This window comes from Polaromonas sp. OV174 (assembly GCF_900112285.1).
In the GTDB taxonomy this organism is placed as follows: domain Bacteria; phylum Pseudomonadota; class Gammaproteobacteria; order Burkholderiales; family Burkholderiaceae_C; genus Polaromonas.
The window spans coordinates 123,430-147,900 of sequence record NZ_FOKZ01000013.1 but is presented as its reverse complement, the minus strand read 5'-3'; the positions used below and the strand labels follow the sequence as shown (position 1 = coordinate 147,900).

Here is a 24,471-nt window from a genome sequence, read left to right as displayed (position 1 = left end):
CCTCAGCGGCCCCGGCTCCAGCTACTACGACCTCGGCTGACTTCTCGCTCCGGCAAAGCCGTCGGGCTTTCACCCACGAGGCGAGATCTCCCCAGGTAAGAACGCACACCTTCATCGCACAACCGCCGCATCTACGCCACCTCGCCTTGGTCACAAGAGCTTTGCGGTTTTTGGCCCGCTCGCCCTGCTTGGCAACGCCTTCTATGCGGTTCTTGTTCATCGGCTCACGATTTACGCTCCACGCTTCCTTCCCACGTTCGGTCGCCCTCACGCAGTTGCGCTTCACTTCATTCACTGTGACCAGCTCCTGGCGGGACTTGCACCCGCAGGTGTGCGCCCATGCTGGGCGCACCAAAAAAAGCCCCGCCGCAGCGGGGCTTTGGCGCATCACAAGGGCCGTCGCCGCGCGAAGCGCACCACGGTCACGCCGGCCTTGGCCTGGCGCGTCGAGGGCATCACCAGCACGCAGTCGTCGTAAGGCGTGGTGACCGGCTGCTCGTCGTTCCAGCCGATCACGCTGCCGGCGCGGGCAATGACTTCCAGCCCCTGGTAGGGTTCGACAAAACGGAAGTTCTGGCTGCTGGCCACCACCGGCCCCGTCACTTCCAGCGCCCATTGCTGCTGCGCATCGGCCTGCAACCAGCCTGGCAGCAAACGAGCAATAGCGGAGGCATCGAGCGCTTGCGCGGTCAGCAAGAAGCGCGCACAGATATCTTGCGCCACCGTACGGCTGACCTCGTCGCCATGAAAGCCGCACTCCACCAGCACCGAACGCGTGCCGTTGTCGCTGCCGTCTTCGCACAAATCGCCAAAGCGGCCGTGGTCGCGCATGCGCACGCCGTCCTTGTGGCCGGCGTCGATCACGATGTGCTCGGGGTTGCCCAGCAAGCGGGCCAATTCGAGGTTGCGCGCCTGCATGCCGGTGAGCAGCAGCGGCGCCGCCCGCTCGTGCATGCTGTGGATGTCCAGCAGCCAGTCGGCCTGCGCCACGAAAGGCGCCAGCGCCCTGGCGCGCTTGCGCTCCAGCGTGTCGCCGCTTTGCAGGCGTTCTGCCGACCACTGGCGATTCAGGTCTTCGTCGACAAAGCGCGAGGCGTCGTGATCCTTCGCGTCAAAGCGGTCGAAGGCGGCGAGATTGCAAAAGGCCAGCGTCAACTTGCCCTGCTGCGGCCGCACGCCGGCCTCCAGCAAGCCCTTCAGCGCCCAGGCGCCGCACAGCTCGTTGCCATGGACCAGCGCGCTGATCATGACGTGGCGGCCGGGCCGGCCGGAATCGAACTGCCAGACGCCTTCGGTGCCGGTGTTGCCGGCACGCCAGGCGGCGATGTCGGGGACTGCCAGCGTAAAGTTCAAGGTCTCGTTCATGAATGGCTCTTTCTGCGACGGTGCTGCCGCCTTATTCGCGGATCTTGGCGAAAGTCACGATCTTCTGGTACTTGGCGCTTTCATCGGCCAGGAACTTGGCCATGTCCACGTTCAGCGGCGCGATGGAGGAGCCGGAGTCTTCCAGCTTCTTGCGCACATCAGGCGTTTGCAGCGACTCGGCCAGCGCCTTGCGCAGGCGGGCGGCGATAGGCTCGGGCAGCTTGGCCGGCGCCATCAGGGCAAACCAGCTGTTGATGTCTATGCCCTTGAGCGCCGAATTTTCTGCCAATGCAGGAATGTCGGGCGTGACGGCCGAGCGTTTTTTCTCGGTCGTTCCCAGGGCCACCAGCTTGCCGCTGCGGATATGCGGCAGGCCGCTGGAGAGCACGAACACGCCGAACTCGATGTTGCTGCCCAGCAGGTCATTGGCCAGCGGCGCAACACCGCGGTAGGGAATGTGCGTCATGAAGACACCACTTTGCTCCTTGATCATTTCACCCGCCAGGTGCAGCGCCGTGCCCACGCCCGAGCTGCCATAGCTAAAGCGTCCGGGATTGGCCTTGACCTGGCTGAGGAACTGCTCGACGTTTTTCACGCCGCTCTTTTGCGAGGCCACCAGCACCATGGGCTGCGAGGCAATCAGGCCGATGGGCGTGAAGTCTTTCAGCGTGTACTTGACCGCGGGCGACACCAGCCGGCTGATGGCGATTTCATTGTTGGCGCCCACCAGCAAGGTGTAGCCGTCCGGCGCGGCATTGGCGACTTTTTGCGCGCCAATGACACCACCGGCGCCGCCTATATTCTCTATCACCACCGGCACGCCCAGGCGCTTGGCCATCTCGGCTGCCAGCACGCGGCCGCTCAGATCGGTGCTGCCGCCTGGCGGATAACCGACGACGATGGTGATGGGCTTGCTGGGGTAGTTGTCCGGCTGGGCTGCGGCCGGCATGGCCAGCAGGGCGCTCATGGCACCGATCAGCAGTGCGGGCGCGGCATGGCGCATGGAAAAAGAAAAGGACATCGCGGTTCCTGAAGGGATTGATATCTCTGCATTATCACGATGGTGTTTTTCACCCCATGTGCCGTTTTGGCACAACTTATGGCTCATTCAGCACATGCTCAGCGCGGCGCCAGCGCCTGCCACATGCGCTCGGCCAGCGCATTCATGCGGTGCTTGGCGCGGTAGGCCCGCACCTCATAGCGCACCTCAAGCTGCGCATCGCCGAGCAGCACCAGCTGGCCGGCCTTGCAGGCCCCCGCCACCATGGACCAGGGCAGCCAGGCCACGCCCAGGCCCTTGAGCGCGTATTCGTGGACGGTGTCGGCCGAGTCGCACTCGATCACCCGCTGCAGGCGCGGCGCATGCGGGTTGTTGGCCAGATGGTCTTGCACCAGGCGGCCCAGCGCCATGCTTCCGTCATAGGCCAGATAGGGCGTGGCGGTCTTGCCAGCCAGGCTGTGCAAGCCCCGGCCCTGGGCGTTGGCGCGGCTCACCGGCACCAGCTTGTCCAGCGCCAGCGTCAGGTGGGCGTACTGCTTGGCGTTCAGTCGCAGCGCCAGCAGCGGATGGTGGTAGGTGATCATGAACTCGGCCTCGCCGCGCTCCAGCATCTGCGCCGTTTCGGTCTGCGAGCGCGTGACTATGCGCAGTTCGCCTTGCGCCAGCAGCGGCTTGAGGCGCGGCATCAGCTCGGCTAGCAGCGTGCGCGCCAGGGTACGGCCGGTGGCCAAGGTGACGGTGCTGGCCTGGCGGCCGGCGGCCTCTTGCAAGGCCTCGCGCGCATGGCCCAGATTGCCCAGGATCTGCTCGGCGTTGTCCAGCAGGCTGACGCCCGCGGCTGTCAAGGTCAGGGGCACGCTGCCGCGCTCTATCAGCGGCGCGCCGGCCCACAGCTCCAGCGCCTTGATGCGCCGTCCGAAGGCCGGATGTGTGACGTGGCGCAACTCGGCGGCGCGGCTAAAGCTGCGGCTTTGCGCCAGCGCCACAAAATCCTCCAGCCACTTGAGCTGCATCGCCATTCGCCGCCGAAGGCTCGCGGCTAGGGCCGGGCCGCCTGGAGCAGCTCGCGCGTCTTCAGGGCTTCGCGCCGCGCAGCGTCGGCAAAGTCGTCGCCCGACGAGGCGTAAAGAACGGCGCGCGAGGAGTTGACGATGATGGGCGAGCCAGGCTTCCAGCCGGCGCGCACCGTGGCCAGCGCATCGCCGCCCTGAGCACCGACGCCGGGAATCAGCAGCGGCAGCGTAGGCGCCACCAGGCGTACACGCTCGATTTCAGCCGGATAAGTGGCGCCCACCACCAGGCCGAGCTGGCCATTGAGGTTCCACGGCCCCTGCGCCAGGCTGGCGATATGTTCGTAAAGCAGCGGCTGGCCGTCAATCGAAGCCAGGCGCTGGTTTTGCAAGTCATCGCCACCGGGGTTGGAGGTGCGGCAGAGCAGGAAGGCGCCCTTGCCGTGGTACTTGAGGTAGGGCACGACGGAGTCAAAACCCATGAAGGGCGACAGCGTCACCGCGTCGGCGCCGTAGCGCTCGAAGGCTTCCTTGGCGTACTGCTCGGCGGTGCTGCCGATATCGCCGCGCTTGGCATCCAGAATGATGGGCACTTGCGGCGCGGTGCGGCGCATGTGCTCCATCAGGCGCTCCAGCTGCTCTTCGGTGCGATGGGCGGCAAAGTAGGCGATTTGCGGCTTGAAGGCGCTCACCAGGTCGGCCACGCTGTCAACGATGGCGGCGCAAAAGTCGTAAATCCTGCTGGCATCGCCCTGCAGCTTGCCGGGGAATTTGGCGGGTTCAGGATCCAGGCCCACGCACAGCATGGAGTTGTTCTGGCGTTCTGCGGCGTTCAGCATGTCGAGAAATGTCATGCCCGTATTGTAAGAACGCCAGGCAAGCCGGCCGACAAACCGGGACAATGCGGGCTCGCCGACCTTGCCACCCCTTCTTGCCAAAGCGCTCCTTGCAACTCAATCCCCGCCAACTCCTGCTACTTGCCTTTCTGACCCTGGTATGGGGCCTCAACTGGCCCATCATGAAGCTGGGCGTCACCGGCTACCCGCCCCTGACCTTTAGAGCCCTGTGCCTCTGGCTAGCCCTGCCGGTCATCATGCTGGTCATGCGGGTACAGGGCGTGCCGTTTCGGCTGCCGCGCGAAGACTGGCGCGAAGTCTTCTGGCTGGCCATGAGCAATATGCTGGTCTGGAACGTGCTGATCATCCTGGCCGTCAAAAACCTCAGCAGCGGCCGTGCCGCCATACTGGGCTACACCATGCCGATTTTTTCAGCGCTGCTGGGGGCCTGCTTTTTTGGCGCCCGCCTGAAGAGGCGCCACTGGCTGGGCGTTGCCGCGGCGGCATTGGGCGTGTCGCTGCTGCTGTGGTACGAGCTGAGCCAGCTGTCGGGCCGGCCGGTGGCGCTGCTGGGGGCCTTGCTGGCCGCCGCCACCTGGGCCTTTGGCACGCACCGGCTGCGCAACACCACGCTGCACATCGCCTCCTTGACCCTGGCCTTCTGGATGACGCTGATCGCGGCGGTGCTGCTCAGCGTGCTCTGCGCGGTCATGGAATCTCCGCAATGGCAAGCGCCGTCGCCGACCACCTGGATCGCCGTGGCTTATAACGCCGTGCTGGTGTTTGGCCTGGCCCAAGCCATGTGGCTGATGCTGGCGCGCTCGTTGCCGCCGATTGCCTCCACCCTCAGCGTGATGATGGTTCCCATCCTTGGCGTTTTCTCCGGCGCGCTGGGTCTAGGCGAGGTCTTGTACTGGCAAGACTGGGCAGCGGTGGCGCTGGTGGCCGTGGCCATAGGCTCGGTGCTGGCACCCGGCCCCGCGCCCGCCAAGGCCTGAACGGCAGGCTGAGACTCAGGCCTTGGCCTGCAAGCTCATGGCCAGGCACAAATCGTCCCAGGCCTTGGCCTTGTCGGCCGGGCTGCGCAGCAGATAGGCCGCGTCGTAGGTGACTATGGCGCTTACGCCCTGCAGCTGGTGCACCTGGCCCCTGAGCTTGCCAAAGGGCTCGCTGGAGGCCAGCAAGGCCTGCGTCGCCAGCCGCCCCATCACCAGCACCACATCTGGCCTGGCACTCAGCAGCAGCGCCGACAGCGCGGCCAAAAAGTCCTCCGCCACGGCGCCGGCGGCCTGCCGCGCCAGCGGCGCCAGCAGTACCGCGCCGACCTGGTTCAGGCGGGCGGCGCGCAGCATGTTGTCGAGCAGCTTGCCGCTATCGCCCTGCAGCAGCGGCCCCGAGAGCGCTGCGGCCGGGGTTTCGGCCAGCACCAGCCAGCGCGCGCCGCCGGACTGGGCGGAGTCGGCGTACAGCGCCTGGGCCTGGCCCAAGCGCCAGGCGCTGGCGCCACGCGCATCCGGCTGGGGCCTGGCGGCCGGCGCAACAGCTGGCGCCACACTGGCCGGCGCCGGCTGGCGAACCGGCGGCGTGACGACGGCCGCTATCTGGGGTGATTTTTCAGCATGAAATTGGCCTGTAGTCGGCGCTACGTCTTCGGTATCAGCTATTACTTCAATAGCATATTCAGGCACGGCGGGCTGCCAGACGCGCACACCCATTTCGCGCAACATGGCGCGTTGGCGCTTGTCCAGGTTCAGGCTCATGGCTTTAGGCTCATAGGGGGTCTCACAATGCCAGGCTCATGACGATGGCGTCTTCGCCGCGCGGCTGCGACGGCGTGGCCGGATAGTAGTTGCGGCGCGTGCCGACATGGCGAAAACCATAGCGTTCGTAGACCGCCCGGGCGCGCGCATTGCTCAGCCGCACTTCCAGCCACAGCCACTGCGCGCCCTGGCCGCGTGACCAGACTGCCAGGGCGTCGAGCATCACGCAGGCCCAGCCCTGGCGCTGGTAGGCCGGCGCAACGGTGATGTTGAGCAGATGGACCTCATCCACACCCTTCATGGCGACAAAGTAGCCGAGCAACTGGGCCTCGGGCGGCTCGCCCGCGGTCAGCAGCTGCAGCTGGTAGCCGGCCTTGAGCGAGTCGCTGAAATTGAGCTCGCTCCAGGGATGCTCGTAAGCGCTTTGCTCGACCCGCAGCACCGCAGGCAGCCAGGCCGGCGTCATGGCTTCGAACTGGGCGTACTGCGGTTGGACCAGGGCGTTCATGCTTGCGGGTGCCGGTTTCAGCTCGGTTGGGCGATGGCCGCGGCGGCGGCATCGGCCTTGATGCGGGCGCGCTCTTCGGTGGTCTGGGCCACCTTGTCGCGCACATACAGCGGCAGGGCCTGCGCCGCGGCTACGCAATGGCCGGCGGCGGCCAGCGCCGGCGCCAGCCGCAGCAGCGCCGTGGCCGTTGGCAAAGCCTCGGCCTGGGCCAAGCCGGCCAGGCTGGCCGGCAGACGGGCGGCGTAGACGCCAAAGACATTGCCGGCGAGCAGATCGGGGGGCGATGTCAGCACCAGGTTTTCGGGTCGAATCAGCTCGCAGTCTTGCAATGGCATGCAGACACCGCTACGGAATTCATAGTGCTGCACATACATTTCATCCATCCGGGCATCCAGCAGCGCGGTGACCCGCAGCGGCGCGTCGGCCGGCGCCAGGCTGGCTCCACCGGCCCGCTGAAAGCGCGCTTCTTCCGCCACCGCCATCAGCGTGTCTATGGGCAGCACCGGCATGCCGGCGCCGTCTCTGGCGCCAAAGGCCAGGCCTTGGGCCACGGCGCAGGCGGTACGCAGGCCGGTGAAGGAGCCGGGGCCGCGGCCAAAGGCAATCGCATCGAGCTCGCCCAGCGCCAGGCCGGCTTCGGCCAGCAAGGCCAGGATGGCCGGAATCAGCGTGGTGGAAGCCTGCGCGCCGCCAGGCCCGCTGTGCTGCCAGACGCTCAGGCCATCGGTCAGCGCCACCGACAGGCGGTCGGTGCTGGTGTCAAAGGCGAGGAATTTCACAGGTTTTGGCATTAAATATGGCTATAGCCCAATCTACACGGGCGCAAGCAGCTATCAAAATCATAGTTTTCAAACAAGAGCAGCGCGCCAGATCGGCCGCCGCTCAGGCGCGCGCATGCAGCGATTATCCGGCCTGCCAGCCGGGCCGGCATGGGACAGATAATTGTCCGCATGCTTTTTCGCCCCACTCACACCCCAGCAGCCCGACCACCCCGCCGACTGATGGCGCGCCTGGCCGCCGGCCTGCTCACAGGCCTGGCCGCGCTGGCCAGCCTTCAGGCCGCCGCCCAGAGCCTGCCCGCCGAGGTGGAGGCGCTGCTGGCCCGCGCCAAGGTGCCGCGCGAGGCGCTGGGCGTCATGGTGGTGGACGCCGCGCCCGCGCTGAACGGCAAGGCGACGCCGCTGCTGAGCTGGCGCGCCGGCAGCGCCATGAACCCGGCCTCGGTCATGAAGCTGGTCACCACCTATGCCGGGCTGGAGCTGCTGGGGCCGGCCTACACCTGGAACACGGCGGTGTATGTCGACGGCTCCATCGCCGACGGCGTGCTTGCCGGCAACCTCATCATCCAGGGCAAGGGCGACCCCAAGCTGGTGCAAGAGCGGCTGTGGCTGCTACTGCGCCGGGTGCAAGGCCTGGGCATCAAGAGCATCAGCGGCGACATCCTGCTGGACCGCAGCGCCTTTGCCGCCAGCGCGCAAAATCCGGGTGACTTCGACGGCGAGTCGCTACGCCCCTACAACGTGGTGCCCGATGCGCTGCTGATCAACTACAAGTCGGTGGTGATGACCTTCACGCCCAACGCCGGCAACGGCCAGGCCAGCGTCAACTTTGAGCCGCCTTTGGCCGGCGTGCAGCTGCAGACCAGCGTGCCGCTGGCAACGAACGCCAACGGCGCGTCGGCGCTGGGCGATTGCGGCGACTACCGGGCCCAGCTCAAGGCCGACTTTACCGACCCCCAGCGCATCGCCTTCAAGGGCGGCTACGCCCCGGCCTGCGGCGAAAAAACCTGGGCCATCGCCTACCCCGACCCGGCCAGCTACGCCGAGCGCGCCGTCGCCGGGCTGTGGCAGGAAATGGGCGGCAAGCTGGGCGGCCGCGTGCGTGACGGCCAGGCCGCGGCCAGGCAGAAACCGGCCTTCGAAACGGCGTCGCCGCCGCTGGCCGAGGTGATTCGCGACATCAACAAATACAGCAACAACGTGATGGCGCAGCAACTCTTCCTCACCTTCAGCCAGCAGCGCTACGGCGTGGCCAGCAACGAGGCTTCGCGCGAGCTGCTGCGCAGCTGGTGGCAGCTGCGCTTTGGCGAGCAGGATGTGCCGGTGCTGGACAACGGCTCCGGCCTGTCGCGGCAGGAGCGCATCACGCCGCAAGGCCTGGCGCGCATGCTGCAAACCGCCTATGTGTCGGGCAACATGCCCGAGCTGATGGCCTCGCTGCCCATCACCGGCGTGGACGGCACGCTCAAGCGCAATAAATCCCGCATCTCGCAAGGCTGGGCGCATCTGAAAACCGGCACCCTGCGCGACAGCACCGCGCTGGCCGGCTATGTGCACACGCCCAGCGGCCGCCGCCTGGTGGTGGTGGCCATGGTCAATCATCCGAATGCACCGGCGGCCAGGCCGGCGCTGGAGGCGCTGGTGGACTGGGCGGTGCAGGAAGGCAGCCGGTGAGCGCGACCGAGCTGATCGGCTTCATGGCCGCCCTGCTGACCACCCTGAGCTTTGCACCGCAGGCCTGGCTCACCTTTCGCAGCCGCGATGTCAGCGGCATCTCGCTGGGCATGTACAGCGTGTTCACCGTCGGCGTGGCCTTGTGGTTGACCTATGGCCTGCTGCTGGGCGCCTGGCCGCTGGTGATTGCCAATGCCGTCACGTTGCTGCTGGCACTGGCGATTCTGACCATGAAGCTGCTGTACGGGCGCTCGCCCGGCGGCCGCTAAACCCGGGTGCGCCACATGGCTCTTGCGCATACGCACGAAATGGCGGCCAATGATGGGATGAATCAGACCAGCCCTTTTTGCCTGGTGCTCACCAGCGCGGCCAGCGAAGAACAGGCCGACACCCTGGCCCGCTTGATTGTCGAGGCGCGGCTGGGCGCCTGCGTACAGATCCAGCCCATCAAAAGCATTTACCGCTGGCAGGGCGCGGTCTGCGCCGAGCCGGAATGGCAGTTGGCCATCAAGACAAGGCAAGCGCGCTTTGCGGCCCTGGAACGCTTCATACGCCAGCACCACAGCTATGAAACACCGGAGATCGTGCAGCTTGCCATCAGCGCCGGCTCAGCCGACTACCTGCGCTGGCTGGACCAGGGCACGCGGGACGAGCCAGCGCCTTGATCAACGATACTCTGCAGCCCCCCACCCTTTGCGATGCGACCCCGACCATGAGCACCACCCCCGCCTGCCCCCAATGCGCGATGGAAAACACCTACCCGGATGCGGACAACTATGTGTGCGCCGACTGCGGCCATGAATGGCCCATGCTGGCCCTTGCCGACACCGACGACAGCACCGACGCGGTGATCAAGGACGCCAACGGCAACGCGCTGGCCGATGGCGATGCCGTGGTGCTGATCAAGGACCTGAAGGTCAAGGGTTCATCCACCGTTTTGAAGATGGGCACCAAGGTCAAAAGCATACGTCTGGTGGGCGGCGACCACGAGGTCGATTGCAAGATGGACGGCGGCAGCTTCATGCTCAAGGCCTGCTACCTGAAGAAGGTCTGAAAGCCCGCAACGATGGCTATGGCTTCTTTGGCGTCTTCGCCTGCTTGGCCCTGCTGCCCAACACCAGGGCAATGCCGCCGAGAATCGCCGCACAGGCCGTCGCCAGGCGCGGTGTAACCGCTTCCGCCAGGAACAGCACGCCGCCCAAGGCGGCGATCAGCGGCACCGACAATTGCACCGTGGCGGCGCGCAGGGCGGAAAGCTGGCCCAGCGCCGCATACCAGATGACATAGCCGATGCCGGAGGTGAGCGCGCCGGAGGCAATGGCCAGGGCAATCCCGGCCGCATCCGCGTGAGCCTTGCCAACGAAAAGCAGGCTCAGCACCAAGGCCAGCGGCGCCGCCCGCGCGAAGTTGCTGGCGGTGGCGGCCAGCGGGTCGGCCACGCCGCGACCGCGCAGCGAATACACGCCCCATGCGATGCCAGCGATGGCCATCAACAAGGCGCCCAGTAGCGGCGGCGCGGCGACACCCGGCAAAACCAGGTAGACCAGGCCCGCCACCGCCAGTGCCAGGCCTGACCAGGCAACCAGCCCGAAGCGCTCGCCCGAGCGCAGGCCCACGCCGAACATCGTCAGTTGCACCGCGCCGAACAGAATCAATGCGCCCGTTCCCGCCGACAAGCTGAGATAGGCGAAAGAGAAGAAAGCGACATAGGCAAACAGCATGGCCGCAGACAACCAGTCGGCCCGGCCGGGCGCCACCCCTTGCGGCCGCAGCCGCACCATGAGCGCCAGCGTGAGCGCGCCGGAAACCAGCCGTATGCTGGCAAAGCTGGTCGGGTCTATGGCCCCCTGCTGCAAGGCTAGCCGGCACAACAGCGAGTTGGCCGCGAAGGCCAGCATCGCCATCGCGGTGAGGAAGGCGGTCCGCAGCACGGGCAGGCCGGCGTGCGCCTCAGACATGGGTCGCCACCACAACCGCGGCCCAGCCCAGCAGCGCAACACCAAGCGGCGCGCTGAGACGCCGGCCCCAGCGCACGTTTTTTTCAATCGCCATGACAGCCGCCAGCAGCAGCATCCAGCCCAGGCTGCCGGTGCCCAGCGCGAACATCAACAGCATCAAGGCCCAGCAGCAGCCGACGCAGAACAGGCCATGCTGCGCACCCAGCGCGAAGGCGTGCTGCGCCTGGCGCTCGCCACGCCAGTGCGCCATCACGAAGCTCAAGGGCGTGCGGCACTTTTCCAGGCAGCGGTACTTGAGCTTGCTGAACTGAAAGGCGCCGGCCAGGGCCAGGGTAGCAGCGCCTATGAGCCAGCCATGCCAAGCCAGCGCGGGGACGCTGGCGAGCAGGGACAGCAGCGCGCCGTGCAGTGCATGCGCCAGCAAGCCGAAGCCGCCCCACACCGCCATATAGCCCAGGCCCAGCAGGGTAAGAAGGCGCCCGTGATCAGGGCGCTGAGCCGTCAGGCGATCAAAGGCGTTGAACAAGGGCAAGGTGGTCGGTAGCATCATGGCGGCCGTCATCAGTATCCAGGCGCCGGCGTAGAGCACCATGGGCACGACCACGTCGCCAGCGGGAACGGCACGGCACAGAAATGCCGCCGGCCCGGACGTGGTCCAGTCCTCATGCTCGAGGTAGCGTCCGTAGGGGCTGCGCGCCCATGCCCACAAGCTCAGCCAGGCGAGCGCAATCAATGCGCTCAGTATGGGCAGGAAGACGCGGCGGTGACGGGAGGCGCCGGCCAAGCCTGGGCTCGCCGGCGCAACGCCCTCGGTGGCGCTCATGGCAGCACCCGCTCACGCGTCGAAGACGAAGGTGCTCTGCAGGGCGTTGTGGTTCTTGATATCCAGGTCTATGCCGAGGGCGGCGTTTTTGGATCGATAAGTCGGCGCCTTGCCGACAAACACCGGTGCGCCCGGCACGGTCGAGAACACGGTATCGGACAGGACCGTCAGCCCACCCATCGCGCCCCTATAGGGCTCGAGTTCGGCGAAATAGTTCGTGCCGATTTCGAGCAAGCCCTTGCCCTCCTCGACGGTGAAACGAATGGGCGCTCGCTCCACCGAGACGACCTCGCCGATCAGCTTGGCGAGATCGGCGACCGGTCCGCCGGCCTGCCCGGTGTAGACCTTGAGCAGCGCCTCTTCCTGCGCCTTGGAGGCCTGCTCGTCGATGTAGATCGCGGCCCTCCAGTTGCCTTGCAGGATGTTGCCGGGGACATGGGCCACGGCGGCGATGGTGTTGCCGCCTACATCGACGCCGTCGACCATTCCCTTGTCTATGCGCCATGCGACTATGGTGTCGCAGGTGCCGTTGTCAGGGTCCTCGCCTATCCAGCAAGGACACAAGACGTTGCAGTTGCAAACCTCGAGCAGACGACCTTCAAGGTGATAGCTCATACCGACCTCCATTGAAACCACGCGAACACGGGCTTGTCGTCGTGACTTGGGCGGCAAGGGGGAAATAATTCTCCGCCGCATGATGAAGCAAGTCAAGTTCAATGGCGGACCAGCCGGCCGGTACAGTCGCCAGCGCTAGCGGCGCCGCTCCAGCCACTCGAACAACCCCATGCCGGCGAGCATGGCGGCCACAAACACCAGCGCCTTGATCTCGCCCATGCCCAGCGCGACCAGCCCAGGGCCGGGGCAAAAACCGGCGATGCCCCAGCCTATGCCGAACAAGGTGCTGCCAATCACCAGCCGGCGGTCGATGTGGCGCGCCGTGGGCCACTTGATGTCGGCGCCCAGCCAAGAAAGCTGGCGTTTGCGCGCCCCAAAAAAAGCCACTAAGCCCACGCCAATGGCGCCGGCCATGACCAGCGCCAGCGACGGATCCCAGCGACCGAACAGATCCAGGAAGCCGAGCACCTTGGCCGGGTTGGCCATGCCGGAAACGATGAGGCCAAGACCAAAAATTAGGCCGGCCAACAGCGAAGTGATGACAACCATGAGAGCGCCTTAAAACGAGAACAGATGACGCAGCGCGAACACGGTGGCGAAGCCCGCCGCCATGAACACAACGGTGGCGACCAGCGAGCGCGGCGACAGGCGCGACAGCCCGCACACCCCATGGCCGCTGGTGCAGCCCCCGCCGTAGCGGGTGCCCACGCCGACCAGCAGGCCGGCGGCGATCAGCGCGGGGTATTGCGCATCAATCTGCGGCTGGGGCGGCCACCGAAACAGCGCATAAACCAGCGGCGCGCCTATCAGGCCAAGCACAAAGGCAGCCCGCCATGCGATATCGCCCTTGGCCGGCCTGAGCAGCCCGCCCAGCACACCGCTGATGCCGGCAATGCGGCCGTTGAGCAGCAGCAACAAAGCGGCCGCCAGCCCAATCAGGGCGCCACCGGCCAGCGCCGACCAGGGCGTAAAGGCATTCCAGTCTGGGGTCATCAGTTTTCCTTGGAGCAATAGAGGCGGTGCAGCACCGCCAGGATTTCCAGCAGCGCCGGATCGGCGATGCTGTAGAAGATGTTTTTGCCTTGGCGCCGCGTGTTCACCACCGCTTCGCTGCGCAACACGCCCAGCTGCTGCGACAGCGTGGGTTGGTGAATGTCCAGCTGCGCCTCCAGCTCGCTGACACACATTTCGCCCAGGGACAACTGACACAGCAGCAGCAGCCGCTCCTCATTGGCCAGCAGCTTGAGCGTGGCGACGGCCTGCCCTGCGGCATGACGCAAGGCCTGGGGATCTATCGCAGGGGAAGAAGACATGGTTGAAGGCTCACAAGCTCAATTTGACATCAATATATAAATAAACATAATATATGTCAATACATTGATGGGCCGCCAGAGACTCGCATGCCAGCCAAAACACCACCCAAGCCTTCTTCGACCCCACGACCTGGACGGTGTCCTACGTGGTCTGGGACCATGCGAGCAAACAGGCGGCGGTGATAGATCCGGTGCTTGACTACGACTTCAAGTCCGGCCATACCGACACGCGCTCGGTCGATCGGCTGACGGCCTATTTGCGGGACAGCGGCTTGCAGCTAGCCTGGATTCTTGAAACCCACGCCCATGCCGACCACCTGTCGGGCGCGCACTATTTGCGGCAGCAGCTGGGCGGGCGCATCGCCATAGGCGAGCACATCCGCGAGGTGCAGGCGAGCTTCAAGAAAATCTACAACCTGGAACGCGGTTTTCTGCCCGACGGCAGTCAGTTCGACCATTTATTCAGGGACGGTGAAAGCTTCATGATTGGCCAGACCGAAGCCAGGGCGCTGCTGGTGCCTGGTCACACCCCGGCCGACATGGCCTATCTGGTGGATGGAGCGGCCTTTGTCGGCGACACCCTGTTCATGCCCGACGTGGGCACCGCCAGGGCCGACTTTCCCGGCGGTGATGCGCACCACTTGTACCGCTCCATCCAAAGACTGCTGACGCTGCCGCCAGACACCACGCTCTACGTCTGCCACGACTACCCGCCGGCGTCGCGTCAGCCCCGATGGCAGAGCACGGTGGCCGAACAACGGGCTCACAACATCCATGTGCATGAGGGCATCAGCGAAGAAGCCTTCGTGGCCATGCGCACCGCACGCGATGTCACACTGGACATGCCAACGCTGATTCTGCCGTCGATTCAGATCAATGTGCGCGCCGGACAGCTGCCGCCGCCCGACGACAACGGCGTGGCCTATCTGCGCATTCCGCTGAACACGCTGGCGCGGCACTAGTACCGGCTTGAGGCCTGGAGAACCCGGCGGCTGGTGACAGGCATCAAGAAGATAACGCGGTCTGCAACACGACGTGCGGCCGGATGCGGCATCAGCTGCGCACGGCTTTCCACAGCATATAGGCCGCCAGCACGAACAGCACGTAGGCAAACACCGTCTTGAGCTGCTTCACATCGAGCGCATGGGCCGCCTTGGCGCCCAGCGGGGCGGTGAGTATGCTGGCCAGTGCCACGGCGGCAAAGGCGGGCAGATAGACAAAGCCGACCGATCCCGCCGGCAGGCCGCTCATGGACCAGCCGTTGTAGACATTGCTCAAGGTGCCGGCCAGGGCGATGGGAAAGCCCAAGGCGGCCGATGTCGCCACCGCATTGTGGATGGGCACGTTGCACCAGGTCATGAAGGGCACGGATATAAAGCCGCCGCCAGCGCCCACCATGCCCGAGAGCGTGCCTATGCCGGCCCCCGCCGCGCTCATGCCCATTTGCCCTGGCAGCTGACGGCCAGCCGCCTGCTTCTTTTTACTCAACATCTTCCAGGCCGAAAAGATCACGAAGATGCCGAAGAAACCCGCCAGCACCGCCGTGTTCAGACGTGCGGCAATCATGGGGCCAATCCAGGAGCCGACCAGGATGCCGGGCACCAGCAACAAGGCGATGCGCCAGATGACCGCGCCGCGCTTGTGGTGCGCACGGACGCTGGAAATCGAGGTGAACAAAATGGTGGCGAGCGAGGTCGCGATGGCGATATGCACCACATGGTCTGGCGGAAAGCCGCGCGCGCTAAAGATCAGCGTGAACAAGGGCACCAGAATCATGCCGCCGCCAATACCGAGCAAGCCAGCGGCAAAGCCCGTGGCCAGGCCAAGCAGTACCAAAATAACAATAAAGGAAATGTCCATACCCATCTTTCACTACGCTGCAGTCAAGCCAAAAGGCGGACGCGGCCTGAGCCGCGCCCGCCTGCTGGCGCATCTTCTTAGCTCTTAAAAACCCACGGCCTGGCCGTCGCGGCGCGAATCGGAAGCGGCGATATAGCCGTGCTCCGTCTTGTAGATGAGCTGGGCCGAGCCGAACTCCAGGCTGTCTGACGGCGCCACCTCGATCCGGTGCCCCATCGCGCGCAGCGTCGCCACCACGTCTTGCGGCATGTGCGCCTCGACGTTCACCACCGGTCCTTTTTCCACGCGAAAACGCGGCGCGTCGCTCATGGCCTGCGGGTTTTGTCCGAAGGCGGCCAGCCGCGCCATCATCTGCACATGGCCTTGCGCCTGCATGGAGCCGCCCATCACGCCGAAAGCCATCACCGGCGCGCCCTGGCGCGTGACAAAACCGGGAATGATGGTATGCATGGGCTGCTTGCGCGGCCCGACGCAGTTGGCGTGGCCAGGCGTGAGGTTAAAGCCCTCGCCGCGGTTGTGCAGGGCGATGCCGGTGCCCGGCACCACCACACCCGAGCCGAAGCCGCGGTAGTTGGACTGGATGAAGGACACCATGGAGCCCGCCGCGTCGGCCGCAGCCAGGTAGACGGTGCCGCCGGTCTTGGGCATGCCAGCGCCTGGCGTGCTGGCGCGCTTCATGTCGATCAGCGCCGCGCGCTCGTCCAGGTAGGCCGGATCGAGGAAAGCAGCGGGCGAATGCTGCATGCTGACCGGGTCCGCCACATGGGCGTGCAGGTCGGCGAAGGCGAGCTTCATGGCCTCGACGCTGACATGGCAGAAATCGGCGCTGTCGCGGCCCATGCCTTCCAGGTCGAAGCGGTCGAGAATGCCCAGGCCGATCAGCGCGGCGATCCCCTGGCCATTGGGTGGAATTTCGTGCAGCGTGTAGCCGCGAAAGTTCTGCGCCAGCGGTGTCACCCAGTCGTAGCGGTGCTGCGCCAGATCGTCGGCACTGATGGCGCCACCGGTCTTCTTGGCGAAGGCGACGATGCGCTCGGCCAGCTCACCCTGGTAAAAGCTCTCGCCATCGCTCTCGGCAATGCGCTGCAGCGTGGCGGCCTGCTCCGGAAAGCGCCAGCGCTCGCCCGCCTGCGGGGCCCGGCCATCGCGCAAAAATGCCTGGGCAAAGCCCGGCTGCTCGGCCAGCACCGGCACCTGCGCCGCCCACTGCCGCGCGATCTGCGGCGAGACCAGGAAACCGTGCTCCGCGTACTCGATGGCCGGCTCAAACAGGCGTGCAAACGGCAGCTTGCCAAAGCGCGCCGACAGCGCCTTCCAGCCCGCCACCTGGCCGGGCACGGTGACGGTATCCCAGCCCACCGAAGGCATGCGCTCGCGCCCGGCGAAATGCTCAGGCGTCCAACTGGAAGGCGCGCGTCCGCTGGAGTTGAGTCCGTACAACTGCCCTTCGTGCCAGACCAGGGCGAACATGTCCCCGCCTATGCCGTTCATCACCGGCTCCACCACCGTCAGCGCGATGGCACTGGCGATGGCGCTGTCGATGGCGTTGCCGCCCTGGTACAGCATGCGCAGGCCGGCCTGCGCGGCCAGCGGCTGGCTGGTGCTGACCGCGTTGGCGGCCAGCAAAGGCATTTTTTGGGACGGATAGGGAAAGGTCCAGTCAAAGGGCAACATAAGGGCTCAATTCAGAAGATAAGAAAGGGTGGGCGTAAGGACTGGCGAGCCGCCGTTTACTGCATGCTCAGGCCGGACTGCTTCACCAGCTTTTCGGTGCGCGGAATCTCGGCGCTGACCATGGCATTGAACTCCGCCACGCTGCCGCCGCGCGGCTCGGCGCCGGTGGTCGCCAGGCGTTCGCGAAAGCTCGTTTCCTTGAGCAGCTTGTTGATGGAGACGTTGAGCTTGCTGACGATCTCTGGCGGCGTGCCCTTGGGCGCAACGATGCCGTACCAGGGCGCGATATCAAAGCCGGGGTAGCCCTGCTCGGCGATGGTGGGGATGTCAGGCGCCATAGCCGAGCGCTTGCTGTTGGACATGCCGAGCGCGCGCAGTTTCCCTGACTTCACATGGGGCAGTCCGGTCATGATGGTGTCGAAGTACATGGAAACCTGGCCCGACAGCAGCGCGGGAATCGCCTCGCTGGCACCCTTGTAGGGCACGTGAACAATATCGATACCGGCCAGGGCCTTGAGCATCTCGCCCGCCATGTGCGAGGTGGTGCCGGCGCCGAAGGAGGCATAGGTCAGCTTGCCGGGATTGGCCTTGGCATAGGCCACCATCTCGGGCAGGGTCTTGAAGGGCAGCGAAGGGCTGGACAGCAGGATGTTGGGCGTGATCGCCACCACGGCAACCTTCTCGAAGGCATCCGGGTCATAGCTCAGCTTCTTGTAGAGAAAGCGATTGGTCACCATGGATGCAGGGCCGGACATCAACAAGCTATAGCCGTCGCCGGGCGCGCGCGCCACCGCTTCGCTGCCTATCATGGCAGCCGCGCCGGGGCGATTCTCCACGATGAAGGTCTGGCCATATTCCTTGCTGAGGCCGAAGCCGATCTGGCGGGAAATCAGGTCGGTGGCGGAGCCCGCCTGGAAGGGCACGACGATGCGCACCGGCTGGGTCGGCCAGTTATGTGCGTTCTGCGCCAGCGACAAGGACGAGGCCGTCAGTGCGGCGATGGCAAGGCAAGCACGAATAACAGTAAATCGCATGATGCAACCTTTATCAATAACAGCGATGTCACCCGTCCCGCAGGAATCAAGTGCTCATCCTCTTTCCGTCATACGCCAAAATGGTGGCGCGTCCCCGGCACGGCGCCCTGCTTGAGGGCGACGGGCCGCTTGCTGATGGGTGAATCCATTCACCCTGTTCTTGTCAATCCAGTTCCATGCACAGGTATTTCATCTCGAGGTACTCGTCGATGCCGTGGCGCGAGCCTTCGCGGCCCAGGCCGGACTGCTTGATGCCGCCGAAGGGCGCGACTTCATTCGAGATCATGCCGGTATTGATGCCGACCATGCCATATTCAAGGGCTTCCGCCACGCGCCACACGCGGGACAGGTTGCGCGAGAAGAAATAGGCCGCCAGGCCGAACTCGGTGTCGTTGGCCATGGCCACCACTTCCTCGTCGCTGCCGAAGCGAAACAGCGGCGCCAGCGGGCCAAAGGTTTCCTCGCGCGCGACGCGCATGGACGCCGTCGCCCCGACCAGCACGGTGGGCTCGAAAAAGGTGCCGCCCAGGGCGTGGCGCTTGCCGCCTGTGAGCACGCTGGCACCCTTCGCGATGGCGTCGGCGATATGCGACTCGACCTTGGCCACCGCCTCCTCGTCGATCAGCGGACCTTGCGTGATACCGCTGTCCACCCCATGGCCAGGACGCAGTGCTGCGACCGCGCTGACCAGCCGGCGCGCGACCTCGTCATAGACCTTGTCGTGCACATAGATGCGGTTGGCACAGACGCAGGTCTGGCCGCTGTTGCGAAACTTGGAGGCCAGAATGCCTTCCACCGCGCGGTCCAGGTCGGCGTCCTCGAAGACAATCAGCGGCGCGTTGCCGCCCAGCTCCAAAGACAGCTTTTTCACGGTGCCGGCGCACTGCGCCATCAGCAGGCGGCCGATTTCCGTCGAACCGGTGAAGCTGAGCTTGCGCACCATGGGGCTGGCGCACAGCACGCCGCCTATCTGCACCGGGTCGCCGGTCACCACCTGCAGCACGCCGCGCGGCACGCCGGCCTGTTCGGCCAGCACGGCCAGCGCCAGCGCGGTCAGCGGCGTCTGTTCGGCCGCCTTGATGATCATGGTGCAGCCGGCGGCCAATGCCGGGCCGACCTTGCGCGTGATCATGGCAGCCGGGAAATTCCACGGCGTGATGGCCGCGCAGACGCCCACCGGCTGGCGCAGCACCAGCAGCTTCTGGTTGGCGCGCGGGCTGGCCAGCACTTCGCCGTCAACGCGCTTGGCTTCCTCGCCAAACCACTCGAGAAAGGAGGCGGCATAAGCCACTTCGCCGCGCGCTTCGGCCAGCGGCTTGCCTTGCTCGGCCGTCATCAGCTGCGCCAGGTCTTCCTGGTGCTCCAGCATCAGGTCGGCCCAGCGCCGCAGCACCACGGCGCGTGCCTTGCCGGTCAGGGCGCTCCAGGCCGGCAGCGCGCGGGCGGCGGCGGCCACGGCCTGCTGCGTTTCCAAAGTGCCGGCCTTGGGCACCGTGCCGACCAGCTCATGGGTCGCTGGGTTGTGCACGGCCAGCACCTCGCCGCTGGCGGCCGCGCACCATTCGCCGTCAATCAGGCAGGCGCTGCGCAGCAGCCCGGGGTGTTGCAGATTCATGCTCATCTCCTTATTCCGCCAATGCCTGCGTCAGCACCAGCAGCGCCGCGTCGAACTGCGCCTGCGGGATGGTGAGCGGATAGAGGAAGCGGATCACATTGCCATAGCTGCCGCAGGTCAGCAGCAGCAGACCGGCGGCCAGGGCACGTTGCTGCACCCGCTTGGCGTGCTCGGCGCTGGGCTGTCCCGTGGCCGGGTCGTAAAACTCGGCGGCCACCATGGAGCCCAGCCCGCGCACATCGGCAATCGCCGGGCAGTGCTGGCGTGCAGCCTGCAGGTGCTGCTTCAGCTGCGTGCCGAGTTCGCTGGCGCGCTCGCACAGGCCTTCTTCGGCAATGGTGTCTATCACCGCATGGGCGGCCGCCACGGCCAGCGGATTGCCGGCATAGGTACCGCCCAGGCCGCCGGGCAGGGCCGCATCCATGATCTCGGCGCGGCCGCAGACGGCGGACAGCGGCATGCCGCCGGCCAGGCTCTTGGCCATGGTGATCAGGTCGGGCTGCACATCGTAGTGCGCCATGGCAAACAGCTTGCCGGTACGGCCGAAGCCGGTCTGGATCTCGTCTGCGATCAGCACGATGCCGTGCTGGTCGCAGACCGCGCGCAGTCCCTGCATGAAGTCGGCAGGAGCGGCCTGGAAGCCGCCTTCGCCCTGCACCGGCTCAATGATGATGGCGGCGACCCGGCGCGGGTCGATGTCGGTCTTGAACAGGGCTTCAAGTGCCTGCAGCGCCTGGGCGGTGCTGACCCCCTGCAGTTCGCTGGGGAAAGGGGCGTGGTAGATGTCCGACGGGAAGGGACCGAAACCCACCTTGTAGGGCACGACCTTGCCGGTCAGCGCCATGCCTAGCATGGTGCGGCCGTGGAAGGCGCCGGAGAAGGCAATCACGCCCGGGCGGCCGGTATGGGCGCGAGCGATCTTGACGGCGTTCTCCACCGCTTCGGCGCCGGTGGTGAACAAGGCGGTCTTGTTGAGTCCATCGATAGGCACCAGCGCGTTGATGCGCTCGGCCAGCGAGACATAGCTCTCGTAGGGCACGACCTGGTAGGCGGTATGGGTAAAGCGCTCCAGCTGCTGACTCACGGCCTGCATCACGCGCGGGTGGCGGTGGCCGGTATTGAGCACGGCGATGCCGGCGGCGAAGTCGGTGTAGGCGCGGCCTTCCACATCCCACAGCGTGGCATTTTCCGCACGCTCGGCGTAGAAATCGCACATCACGCCCACGCCGCGCGGGGTGGCGAGGGCGCGGCGCTGGTTCAATTCGAGGTTCTTCATGGTGTCTGTCCTGGTCATGTGAGAAATAGTCGGCAGCCGCCGACCGGTGGCATGGTGAATCGCCGGCAGGCCGTCACGGCGATGAGCTGGATTTATTTGAACCGTGTTTGGCCCTAGAATAAAGTGCCACTTCAACAAATATGATGGTGCCAATTTGAGATCAATCTGCGGCGACCTGCTGCTCCAGCGCCTCGGTCCCGACGGCGCAGCGGCGCTGGGCAAGCCGCTCAACCGCGGCCTTTACGAATGCCTGCGCAGCGCCATCCAGGACGGCAGCCTGGCCCCGGCCACGCGCCTGCCGCCCTCGCGCGACTTGGCCGCCGAACTGGGCCTGTCGCGCAACACGGTGATGTATGCCTACGAGCAGCTGCTGGCCGAAGGCTATGTGCATGCGCGTACCGGCAGCGGCACCTTTGTGGCCGCCACCGCGCCCGAGAGCTACCTCAACGCCACCGCGGCCGCCGCCGCAGAGCAGCGGCCGTCGGCCATGTCGGGGCTGTCGCCGCGCGGGTTGCTGCTGCTGGCCAATGCCTCGGCCTCGCCCCGGCAATGGGGCGCTTTCATGCCGGGGGTGCCTGACGTCACGCGTTTTCCGCACCGGCGCTACGCCCAGATCGCGGCGCGCCTGTGGCGCCGGCCGCCGCCCGAATGGCTGAGCTACGGCCATGGCGGCGGCCTGCCGGCGCTGCGCGAAGCGGTGGCGAATCATTTGCGGGTGGCGCGCTCGGTGCGCTGCGACGCCGACCAAGTGCTGATCACCGAGGGCATACACCAGGCCATAGACCTGGTGGTCAAGCTGCTTGGCTCGTCGGGCGAGCAGGCCTGGGTGGAGGAGCCCAGCTATTGGGGCATACGCGGCATTTTGCAGGTCAGCGACATGCGCGTGGTGCCCATGCCGGTCGACGAGGAAGGGCTGATGCTACCCAATGGCGAGGCCGGCCGGGACGCGCCCGCGCCGCGCTTTGTCTTTGTCACGCCCTCGCACCAGTACCCGCTGGGCGCCGTGATGAGCTTGAAGCGCCGGCGTGCGCTACTGGAATTCGCGCACAGAAACGGCAGCTGGATCGTAGAGGACGACTACGACAGCGAGTTCCGCTTCTCCGGCCAGCCCATCCCCTCGCTGCAGGGCCTGGAGCCGGATGCGCCGGTGATTTATGTCGGCACCTTCAGCAAGACGCTGTATCCCGGCCTGCGCATGGGCTACCTGGTGCTGCCGCGCGCGCTGGCCGGTGCCTTCCAGACCGCCCATTCCGATATCTACCGTTCCGGCCACCTGATGACGCAGGCCACCATCGCCGAATTCATGCAGGCCGGCGACTATGCCGCCCACATACGCCGCATGCGCCTGCTCTACGCCAAGCGGCGCGCCATCCTGGCCGGGCTGGTGGAGCGCTATCTGGGGCCGGCGGCGCTGCACGAGCACGGCAGCAACGCCGGCCTGCACTTGGTGCTGCGCCTGCCCGACGACAGCGACGATGTCGCCATCGCCGAGGCCGCCCGTCAGCGCGGCATCATCGTGCGGCCGCTGTCGCGTTATTTCATAGGGTCCAGCGTGCAGCGCGGCCTGTTGCTAGGCTACGCCTGCGTGCCCGAGGAGGCCATAGCGCCGGCCTTTGAGCTGTTGCTAGGCTGCCTGGATCAAGGTAAGCGGCGCTGAGCCGCGGCCAAGCCCCGCTTCGCCGGGCGCATTGAATGACGCCGCTTAGTGGTTGAGGATTTGCCCGAGAAAATTACGGGTGATCTCATGCTGCGGATTCTTGAAAAAATCCTCAGGCGGCGCCTGTTCCAGAATTTCACCTTGAGACATGAAAATCACGCGGTCTGCCACGCTGCGGGCAAAACCCATTTCGTGGGTCACGCACAGCATGGTCATGCCATCTTCAGCCAGGGAAATCATGGTGTCCAGCACTTCCTTGACCATCTCTGGATCCAGCGCCGAGGTGGGTTCGTCGAACAGCATGATCTGCGGTTTCATGCACAGGGCGCGAGCGATGGCCACCCGCTGCTGCTGGCCGCCGGACAACTGGCTGGGATACTTGTTGGCCTGCTCGGGAATGCGCACCCGGCGCAAATAATCCATGGCGATCGCTTCGGCTTGCGCCTGGCCCATATTCAATGACTTCATCGGCGACAGGATGCAGTTCTGCAAAATGGTCAGGTGTGGAAACAGGTTGAACTGCTGGAACACCATGCCGACATGCCGCCTCACCTGCTCCACATGACGAGTGGAGCTGGTGAGGTCGATGCCGTTCACCTTGATGCGCCCGCGCTGTATGGTTTCCAGCCCGTTGATGCATCGGATCAGCGTTGACTTTCCCGAACCCGATGGCCCGCAAATGACAATGCGCTCGCCAGTCTTGACCGACAGGTTGATGTCTTTCAGTACCTTGAAATCGCCATACCATTTCTCGACCTGGCTGAACTCAATAATTTGACTGTCATTACTCATTGCGAAGCACACTCACGAAAAGGCTTTGAAAAAATCTGGGACTGGCTTATTTGGCCGGCTTTTTGACCGTGTCGGGCAGCGGCGAACCTATCCACTTTTCAAACAGCTGATTGAGCTGGCCGTTGGCAACGTTGGTCGCGATGAAGGCATTCATGGCGGCCAGCAGTTCAGGCCTGTCCTTGCGCATCGTGATGCCCATCAGCTGCTCATTGATCTTGTACTTGATCTCGAAGCGGCCGGGTGCTCTTTTCTGCGCCTGGGAGGCAATGGCCGTCGACGTGCCAGCCAGATCAACCTGGCCTGCCATCATGGCCTGCAGGGCGGAGGCGTCGTCGTCAAAGCGTCGGATATTGGTTCCGGCTGGTGCAACTTTCGTCACGCCCAGGTCTGTGGTGCTGGCACGGGGCACACCAATCTTGTAGCGCTTCAAGTCTTCTGCCGAGGAGACGCTGACATTGTTGGGGCCCAGCAGCACCATGCCGGCGGCGGAGTAAGGGTTGGAGAACTGCACCTGCTTCTCGCGCTCTGGCGTGATGGCCAAGGACGCTACCAGCACATCGGTCTTGTCGGTCAGCAGATAGGGAATTCGGTTGGGTCCGGTCACCGGCACCAGCTCGAGCTTGACGCCCAGTTGTTTGGCCAGCAGCTTGGCGACATCGGCATCGTAGCCGTCGGGCTGGTTATTGCTGTCTGTCACGCCATAGGGTGGGAAGTCGACCACGATGCCGACCTTGATGGTGCCGCGTTGCTTGATCGAGGCTAGGTAGTCGCCTTGGGCATGCGCCAGGGATGTCGCCATGAGCGCACTTGCGCCCAGCAATGCCAGGGCCGAGGTATAGAGCTTTGTTTTCAGGGTCTTGAATCGCATGTTGTTTCCTTTGTTTATCGGGCGTCCCGAATCCATGTGTATGCCGGCTGATGG

Annotated in this window: 28 protein-coding genes; 7 read left to right on the top strand and 21 right to left on the bottom strand. The window is 65.4% G+C overall.

All coding sequences use genetic code 11. From position 1 onward, the window contains the following. From BM160_RS22750 to pyrF, 5 genes are all read right to left on the bottom strand, one after another. The coding region (locus BM160_RS22750) for a hypothetical protein (RefSeq protein ID WP_255368879.1) at window positions 1-295 on the bottom strand (295 nt) is incomplete at its 3' end. A gap of 92 nt (window positions 296-387) precedes the next feature. Next, the gene (locus tag BM160_RS13335; RefSeq protein ID WP_092006181.1) at window positions 388-1,365 is read right to left on the bottom strand and encodes a M14 family metallopeptidase; all 978 of its coding nucleotides are present in this window, start codon (window positions 1,363-1,365) and stop codon (window positions 388-390) included. Between the two features lie 31 nt (window positions 1,366-1,396). After that, complete coding sequence (locus BM160_RS13330) at window positions 1,397-2,386, bottom strand: Bug family tripartite tricarboxylate transporter substrate binding protein (RefSeq protein WP_369821787.1); 990 nt, start codon at window positions 2,384-2,386, stop codon at window positions 1,397-1,399. Between the two features lie 98 nt (window positions 2,387-2,484). Then, on the bottom strand, window positions 2,485-3,378 hold the full coding sequence (locus tag BM160_RS13325; RefSeq protein ID WP_092006235.1) for a LysR family transcriptional regulator: 894 nt from the start codon (window positions 3,376-3,378) through the stop codon (window positions 2,485-2,487). Window positions 3,379-3,404: 26 nt separating this feature from the next. Then, entirely contained in the window at window positions 3,405-4,229 is an 825-nt protein-coding gene (gene pyrF / locus BM160_RS13320) for an orotidine-5'-phosphate decarboxylase (protein ID WP_177219016.1), read from the bottom strand. A 92-nt stretch (window positions 4,230-4,321) separates the two neighbouring features. On the opposite strand from pyrF, the gene BM160_RS13315 reads away from it, so the two are divergent. After that, window positions 4,322-5,209, top strand: a complete 888-nt coding sequence (locus BM160_RS13315; RefSeq protein WP_369821786.1) for a DMT family transporter — start codon at window positions 4,322-4,324, stop codon at window positions 5,207-5,209. Window positions 5,210-5,224: 15 nt separating this feature from the next. Here BM160_RS13315 and BM160_RS13310 read toward each other — a convergent pair whose 3' ends face one another. Genes BM160_RS13310 through tsaB form a run of 3 tightly spaced genes read right to left on the bottom strand, consistent with a single transcriptional unit; the run spans window position 5,225 to window position 7,270 of the window. Then, window positions 5,225-5,971 (bottom strand): uracil-DNA glycosylase family protein, encoded by a 747-nt coding sequence (locus BM160_RS13310; RefSeq protein WP_092006176.1) that lies wholly within the window; start codon window positions 5,969-5,971, stop codon window positions 5,225-5,227. 22 nt (window positions 5,972-5,993) lie between these two features. Continuing rightward, window positions 5,994-6,479 carry a ribosomal protein S18-alanine N-acetyltransferase gene (gene rimI / locus BM160_RS13305; RefSeq protein WP_092006173.1) on the bottom strand — a complete coding sequence of 162 codons (486 nt, stop codon included), beginning with the start codon at window positions 6,477-6,479 and terminating at the stop codon, window positions 5,994-5,996. Window positions 6,480-6,496: 17 nt separating this feature from the next. Next, window positions 6,497-7,270 (bottom strand): tRNA (adenosine(37)-N6)-threonylcarbamoyltransferase complex dimerization subunit type 1 TsaB, encoded by a 774-nt coding sequence (gene tsaB / locus BM160_RS13300; RefSeq protein ID WP_177219015.1) that lies wholly within the window; start codon window positions 7,268-7,270, stop codon window positions 6,497-6,499. A 159-nt stretch (window positions 7,271-7,429) separates the two neighbouring features. Here tsaB and dacB point away from each other — a divergent pair, with 159 nt between their 5' ends. From dacB to BM160_RS13280, 4 genes are read left to right on the top strand one after another with little or no spacing between them, the layout of a single operon-like run. Next, window positions 7,430-8,932: a D-alanyl-D-alanine carboxypeptidase/D-alanyl-D-alanine endopeptidase gene (gene dacB / locus BM160_RS13295; protein WP_092006226.1), complete on the top strand. Its 1,503-nt coding sequence runs from the start codon at window positions 7,430-7,432 to the stop codon at window positions 8,930-8,932. Continuing rightward, window positions 8,929-9,201: a SemiSWEET family sugar transporter gene (locus tag BM160_RS13290; protein WP_177219014.1), complete on the top strand. Its 273-nt coding sequence runs from the start codon at window positions 8,929-8,931 to the stop codon at window positions 9,199-9,201. The genes dacB and BM160_RS13290 overlap by 4 nt, the downstream gene beginning before the upstream one ends. A 15-nt stretch (window positions 9,202-9,216) precedes the next feature. Then, on the top strand, window positions 9,217-9,597 hold the full coding sequence (cutA, locus tag BM160_RS13285) for a divalent-cation tolerance protein CutA (protein ID WP_255368878.1): 381 nt from the start codon (window positions 9,217-9,219) through the stop codon (window positions 9,595-9,597). A 47-nt stretch (window positions 9,598-9,644) separates the two neighbouring features. Beyond that, window positions 9,645-9,986, top strand: a complete 342-nt coding sequence (locus BM160_RS13280) for a zinc ribbon domain-containing protein YjdM (protein ID WP_092006167.1) — start codon at window positions 9,645-9,647, stop codon at window positions 9,984-9,986. Window positions 9,987-10,002: 16 nt separating this feature from the next. Here BM160_RS13280 and BM160_RS13275 read toward each other — a convergent pair whose 3' ends face one another. From BM160_RS13275 to BM160_RS13250, 6 genes are all read right to left on the bottom strand, one after another. Then, window positions 10,003-10,890, bottom strand: coding sequence for a DMT family transporter (locus tag BM160_RS13275; protein WP_092006165.1), 888 nt, complete (start codon window positions 10,888-10,890; stop codon window positions 10,003-10,005). Further along, the gene (locus BM160_RS13270) at window positions 10,883-11,713 is read right to left on the bottom strand and encodes a DUF2182 domain-containing protein (protein ID WP_092006162.1); all 831 of its coding nucleotides are present in this window, start codon (window positions 11,711-11,713) and stop codon (window positions 10,883-10,885) included. The genes BM160_RS13275 and BM160_RS13270 overlap by 8 nt, the downstream gene beginning before the upstream one ends. A gap of 12 nt (window positions 11,714-11,725) precedes the next feature. Further along, a complete protein-coding gene (locus tag BM160_RS13265) occupies window positions 11,726-12,328 on the bottom strand; it encodes a DUF1326 domain-containing protein (protein WP_092006159.1) in 603 nt (200 codons plus the stop codon). A gap of 135 nt (window positions 12,329-12,463) precedes the next feature. Continuing rightward, window positions 12,464-12,877 (bottom strand): DUF6691 family protein, encoded by a 414-nt coding sequence (locus BM160_RS13260; protein ID WP_092006156.1) that lies wholly within the window; start codon window positions 12,875-12,877, stop codon window positions 12,464-12,466. 9 nt (window positions 12,878-12,886) lie between these two features. After that, window positions 12,887-13,321 carry a YeeE/YedE family protein gene (locus BM160_RS13255; protein WP_092006153.1) on the bottom strand — a complete coding sequence of 145 codons (435 nt, stop codon included), beginning with the start codon at window positions 13,319-13,321 and terminating at the stop codon, window positions 12,887-12,889. Further along, complete coding sequence (locus tag BM160_RS13250; RefSeq protein WP_092006150.1) at window positions 13,321-13,641, bottom strand: ArsR/SmtB family transcription factor; 321 nt, start codon at window positions 13,639-13,641, stop codon at window positions 13,321-13,323. The genes BM160_RS13255 and BM160_RS13250 overlap by 1 nt, the downstream gene beginning before the upstream one ends. Before the next feature lie 137 nt (window positions 13,642-13,778). Here BM160_RS13250 and BM160_RS13245 point away from each other — a divergent pair, with 137 nt between their 5' ends. Next, window positions 13,779-14,603 (top strand): MBL fold metallo-hydrolase, encoded by an 825-nt coding sequence (locus tag BM160_RS13245; RefSeq protein ID WP_092006147.1) that lies wholly within the window; start codon window positions 13,779-13,781, stop codon window positions 14,601-14,603. A 91-nt stretch (window positions 14,604-14,694) separates the two neighbouring features. Here the strand turns inward: BM160_RS13245 and BM160_RS13240 are convergent, their stop codons facing one another. The 5 genes from BM160_RS13240 to BM160_RS13220 form a co-directional block, all read right to left on the bottom strand. After that, window positions 14,695-15,501, bottom strand: a complete 807-nt coding sequence (locus BM160_RS13240) for a sulfite exporter TauE/SafE family protein (protein WP_092006144.1) — start codon at window positions 15,499-15,501, stop codon at window positions 14,695-14,697. 84 nt (window positions 15,502-15,585) lie between these two features. Next, entirely contained in the window at window positions 15,586-17,175 is a 1,590-nt protein-coding gene (locus BM160_RS13235; protein ID WP_092006141.1) for a gamma-glutamyltransferase family protein, read from the bottom strand. A 56-nt stretch (window positions 17,176-17,231) separates the two neighbouring features. Further along, window positions 17,232-18,209 (bottom strand): Bug family tripartite tricarboxylate transporter substrate binding protein, encoded by a 978-nt coding sequence (locus BM160_RS13230; RefSeq protein ID WP_092006138.1) that lies wholly within the window; start codon window positions 18,207-18,209, stop codon window positions 17,232-17,234. 163 nt (window positions 18,210-18,372) lie between these two features. Then, the gene (locus tag BM160_RS13225; RefSeq protein ID WP_092006135.1) at window positions 18,373-19,824 is read right to left on the bottom strand and encodes an NAD-dependent succinate-semialdehyde dehydrogenase; all 1,452 of its coding nucleotides are present in this window, start codon (window positions 19,822-19,824) and stop codon (window positions 18,373-18,375) included. A 10-nt stretch (window positions 19,825-19,834) separates the two neighbouring features. Next, the gene (locus BM160_RS13220; protein ID WP_092006132.1) at window positions 19,835-21,100 is read right to left on the bottom strand and encodes a 4-aminobutyrate--2-oxoglutarate transaminase; all 1,266 of its coding nucleotides are present in this window, start codon (window positions 21,098-21,100) and stop codon (window positions 19,835-19,837) included. 154 nt (window positions 21,101-21,254) lie between these two features. On the opposite strand from BM160_RS13220, the gene BM160_RS13215 reads away from it, so the two are divergent. After that, window positions 21,255-22,757, top strand: coding sequence for a MocR-like pyridoxine biosynthesis transcription factor PdxR (locus BM160_RS13215; protein ID WP_092006129.1), 1,503 nt, complete (start codon window positions 21,255-21,257; stop codon window positions 22,755-22,757). A 45-nt stretch (window positions 22,758-22,802) separates the two neighbouring features. On the opposite strand, the gene BM160_RS13210 is transcribed toward BM160_RS13215, so the two are convergent. Further along, window positions 22,803-23,549, bottom strand: coding sequence for an amino acid ABC transporter ATP-binding protein (locus BM160_RS13210; RefSeq protein WP_092006126.1), 747 nt, complete (start codon window positions 23,547-23,549; stop codon window positions 22,803-22,805). A gap of 46 nt (window positions 23,550-23,595) precedes the next feature. Beyond that, window positions 23,596-24,417 carry a transporter substrate-binding domain-containing protein gene (locus BM160_RS13205; protein WP_092006123.1) on the bottom strand — a complete coding sequence of 274 codons (822 nt, stop codon included), beginning with the start codon at window positions 24,415-24,417 and terminating at the stop codon, window positions 23,596-23,598. Window positions 24,418-24,471 lie beyond the last annotated feature (54 nt).

Coding starts and splice junctions, on each gene's coding strand:
- BM160_RS13335 (WP_092006181.1), bottom strand. CDS start 1,365: ATGAACGAGACCTTGAACTTTACGCTGGCAGTCCCCGACATCGCCGCC.
- BM160_RS13330 (WP_369821787.1), bottom strand. CDS start 2,386: ATGTCCTTTTCTTTTTCCATGCGCCATGCCGCGCCCGCACTGCTGATC.
- BM160_RS13325 (WP_092006235.1), bottom strand. CDS start 3,378: ATGCAGCTCAAGTGGCTGGAGGATTTTGTGGCGCTGGCGCAAAGCCGC.
- pyrF (WP_177219016.1), bottom strand. CDS start 4,229: ATGACATTTCTCGACATGCTGAACGCCGCAGAACGCCAGAACAACTCC.
- BM160_RS13310 (WP_092006176.1), bottom strand. CDS start 5,971: ATGAGCCTGAACCTGGACAAGCGCCAACGCGCCATGTTGCGCGAAATG.
- rimI (WP_092006173.1), bottom strand. CDS start 6,479: ATGAACGCCCTGGTCCAACCGCAGTACGCCCAGTTCGAAGCCATGACG.
- tsaB (WP_177219015.1), bottom strand. CDS start 7,270: ATGCCAAAACCTGTGAAATTCCTCGCCTTTGACACCAGCACCGACCGC.
- dacB (WP_092006226.1), top strand. CDS start 7,430: ATGCTTTTTCGCCCCACTCACACCCCAGCAGCCCGACCACCCCGCCGA.
- cutA (WP_255368878.1), top strand. CDS start 9,217: ATGGCTCTTGCGCATACGCACGAAATGGCGGCCAATGATGGGATGAAT.
- BM160_RS13280 (WP_092006167.1), top strand. CDS start 9,645: ATGAGCACCACCCCCGCCTGCCCCCAATGCGCGATGGAAAACACCTAC.
- BM160_RS13275 (WP_092006165.1), bottom strand. CDS start 10,890: ATGTCTGAGGCGCACGCCGGCCTGCCCGTGCTGCGGACCGCCTTCCTC.
- BM160_RS13270 (WP_092006162.1), bottom strand. CDS start 11,713: ATGAGCGCCACCGAGGGCGTTGCGCCGGCGAGCCCAGGCTTGGCCGGC.
- BM160_RS13265 (WP_092006159.1), bottom strand. CDS start 12,328: ATGAGCTATCACCTTGAAGGTCGTCTGCTCGAGGTTTGCAACTGCAAC.
- BM160_RS13260 (WP_092006156.1), bottom strand. CDS start 12,877: ATGGTTGTCATCACTTCGCTGTTGGCCGGCCTAATTTTTGGTCTTGGC.
- BM160_RS13255 (WP_092006153.1), bottom strand. CDS start 13,321: ATGACCCCAGACTGGAATGCCTTTACGCCCTGGTCGGCGCTGGCCGGT.
- BM160_RS13250 (WP_092006150.1), bottom strand. CDS start 13,641: ATGTCTTCTTCCCCTGCGATAGATCCCCAGGCCTTGCGTCATGCCGCA.
- BM160_RS13240 (WP_092006144.1), bottom strand. CDS start 15,501: ATGGACATTTCCTTTATTGTTATTTTGGTACTGCTTGGCCTGGCCACG.
- BM160_RS13235 (WP_092006141.1), bottom strand. CDS start 17,175: ATGTTGCCCTTTGACTGGACCTTTCCCTATCCGTCCCAAAAAATGCCT.
- BM160_RS13230 (WP_092006138.1), bottom strand. CDS start 18,209: ATGCGATTTACTGTTATTCGTGCTTGCCTTGCCATCGCCGCACTGACG.
- BM160_RS13225 (WP_092006135.1), bottom strand. CDS start 19,824: ATGAATCTGCAACACCCCGGGCTGCTGCGCAGCGCCTGCCTGATTGAC.
- BM160_RS13220 (WP_092006132.1), bottom strand. CDS start 21,100: ATGAAGAACCTCGAATTGAACCAGCGCCGCGCCCTCGCCACCCCGCGC.
- BM160_RS13210 (WP_092006126.1), bottom strand. CDS start 23,549: ATGAGTAATGACAGTCAAATTATTGAGTTCAGCCAGGTCGAGAAATGG.
- BM160_RS13205 (WP_092006123.1), bottom strand. CDS start 24,417: ATGCGATTCAAGACCCTGAAAACAAAGCTCTATACCTCGGCCCTGGCA.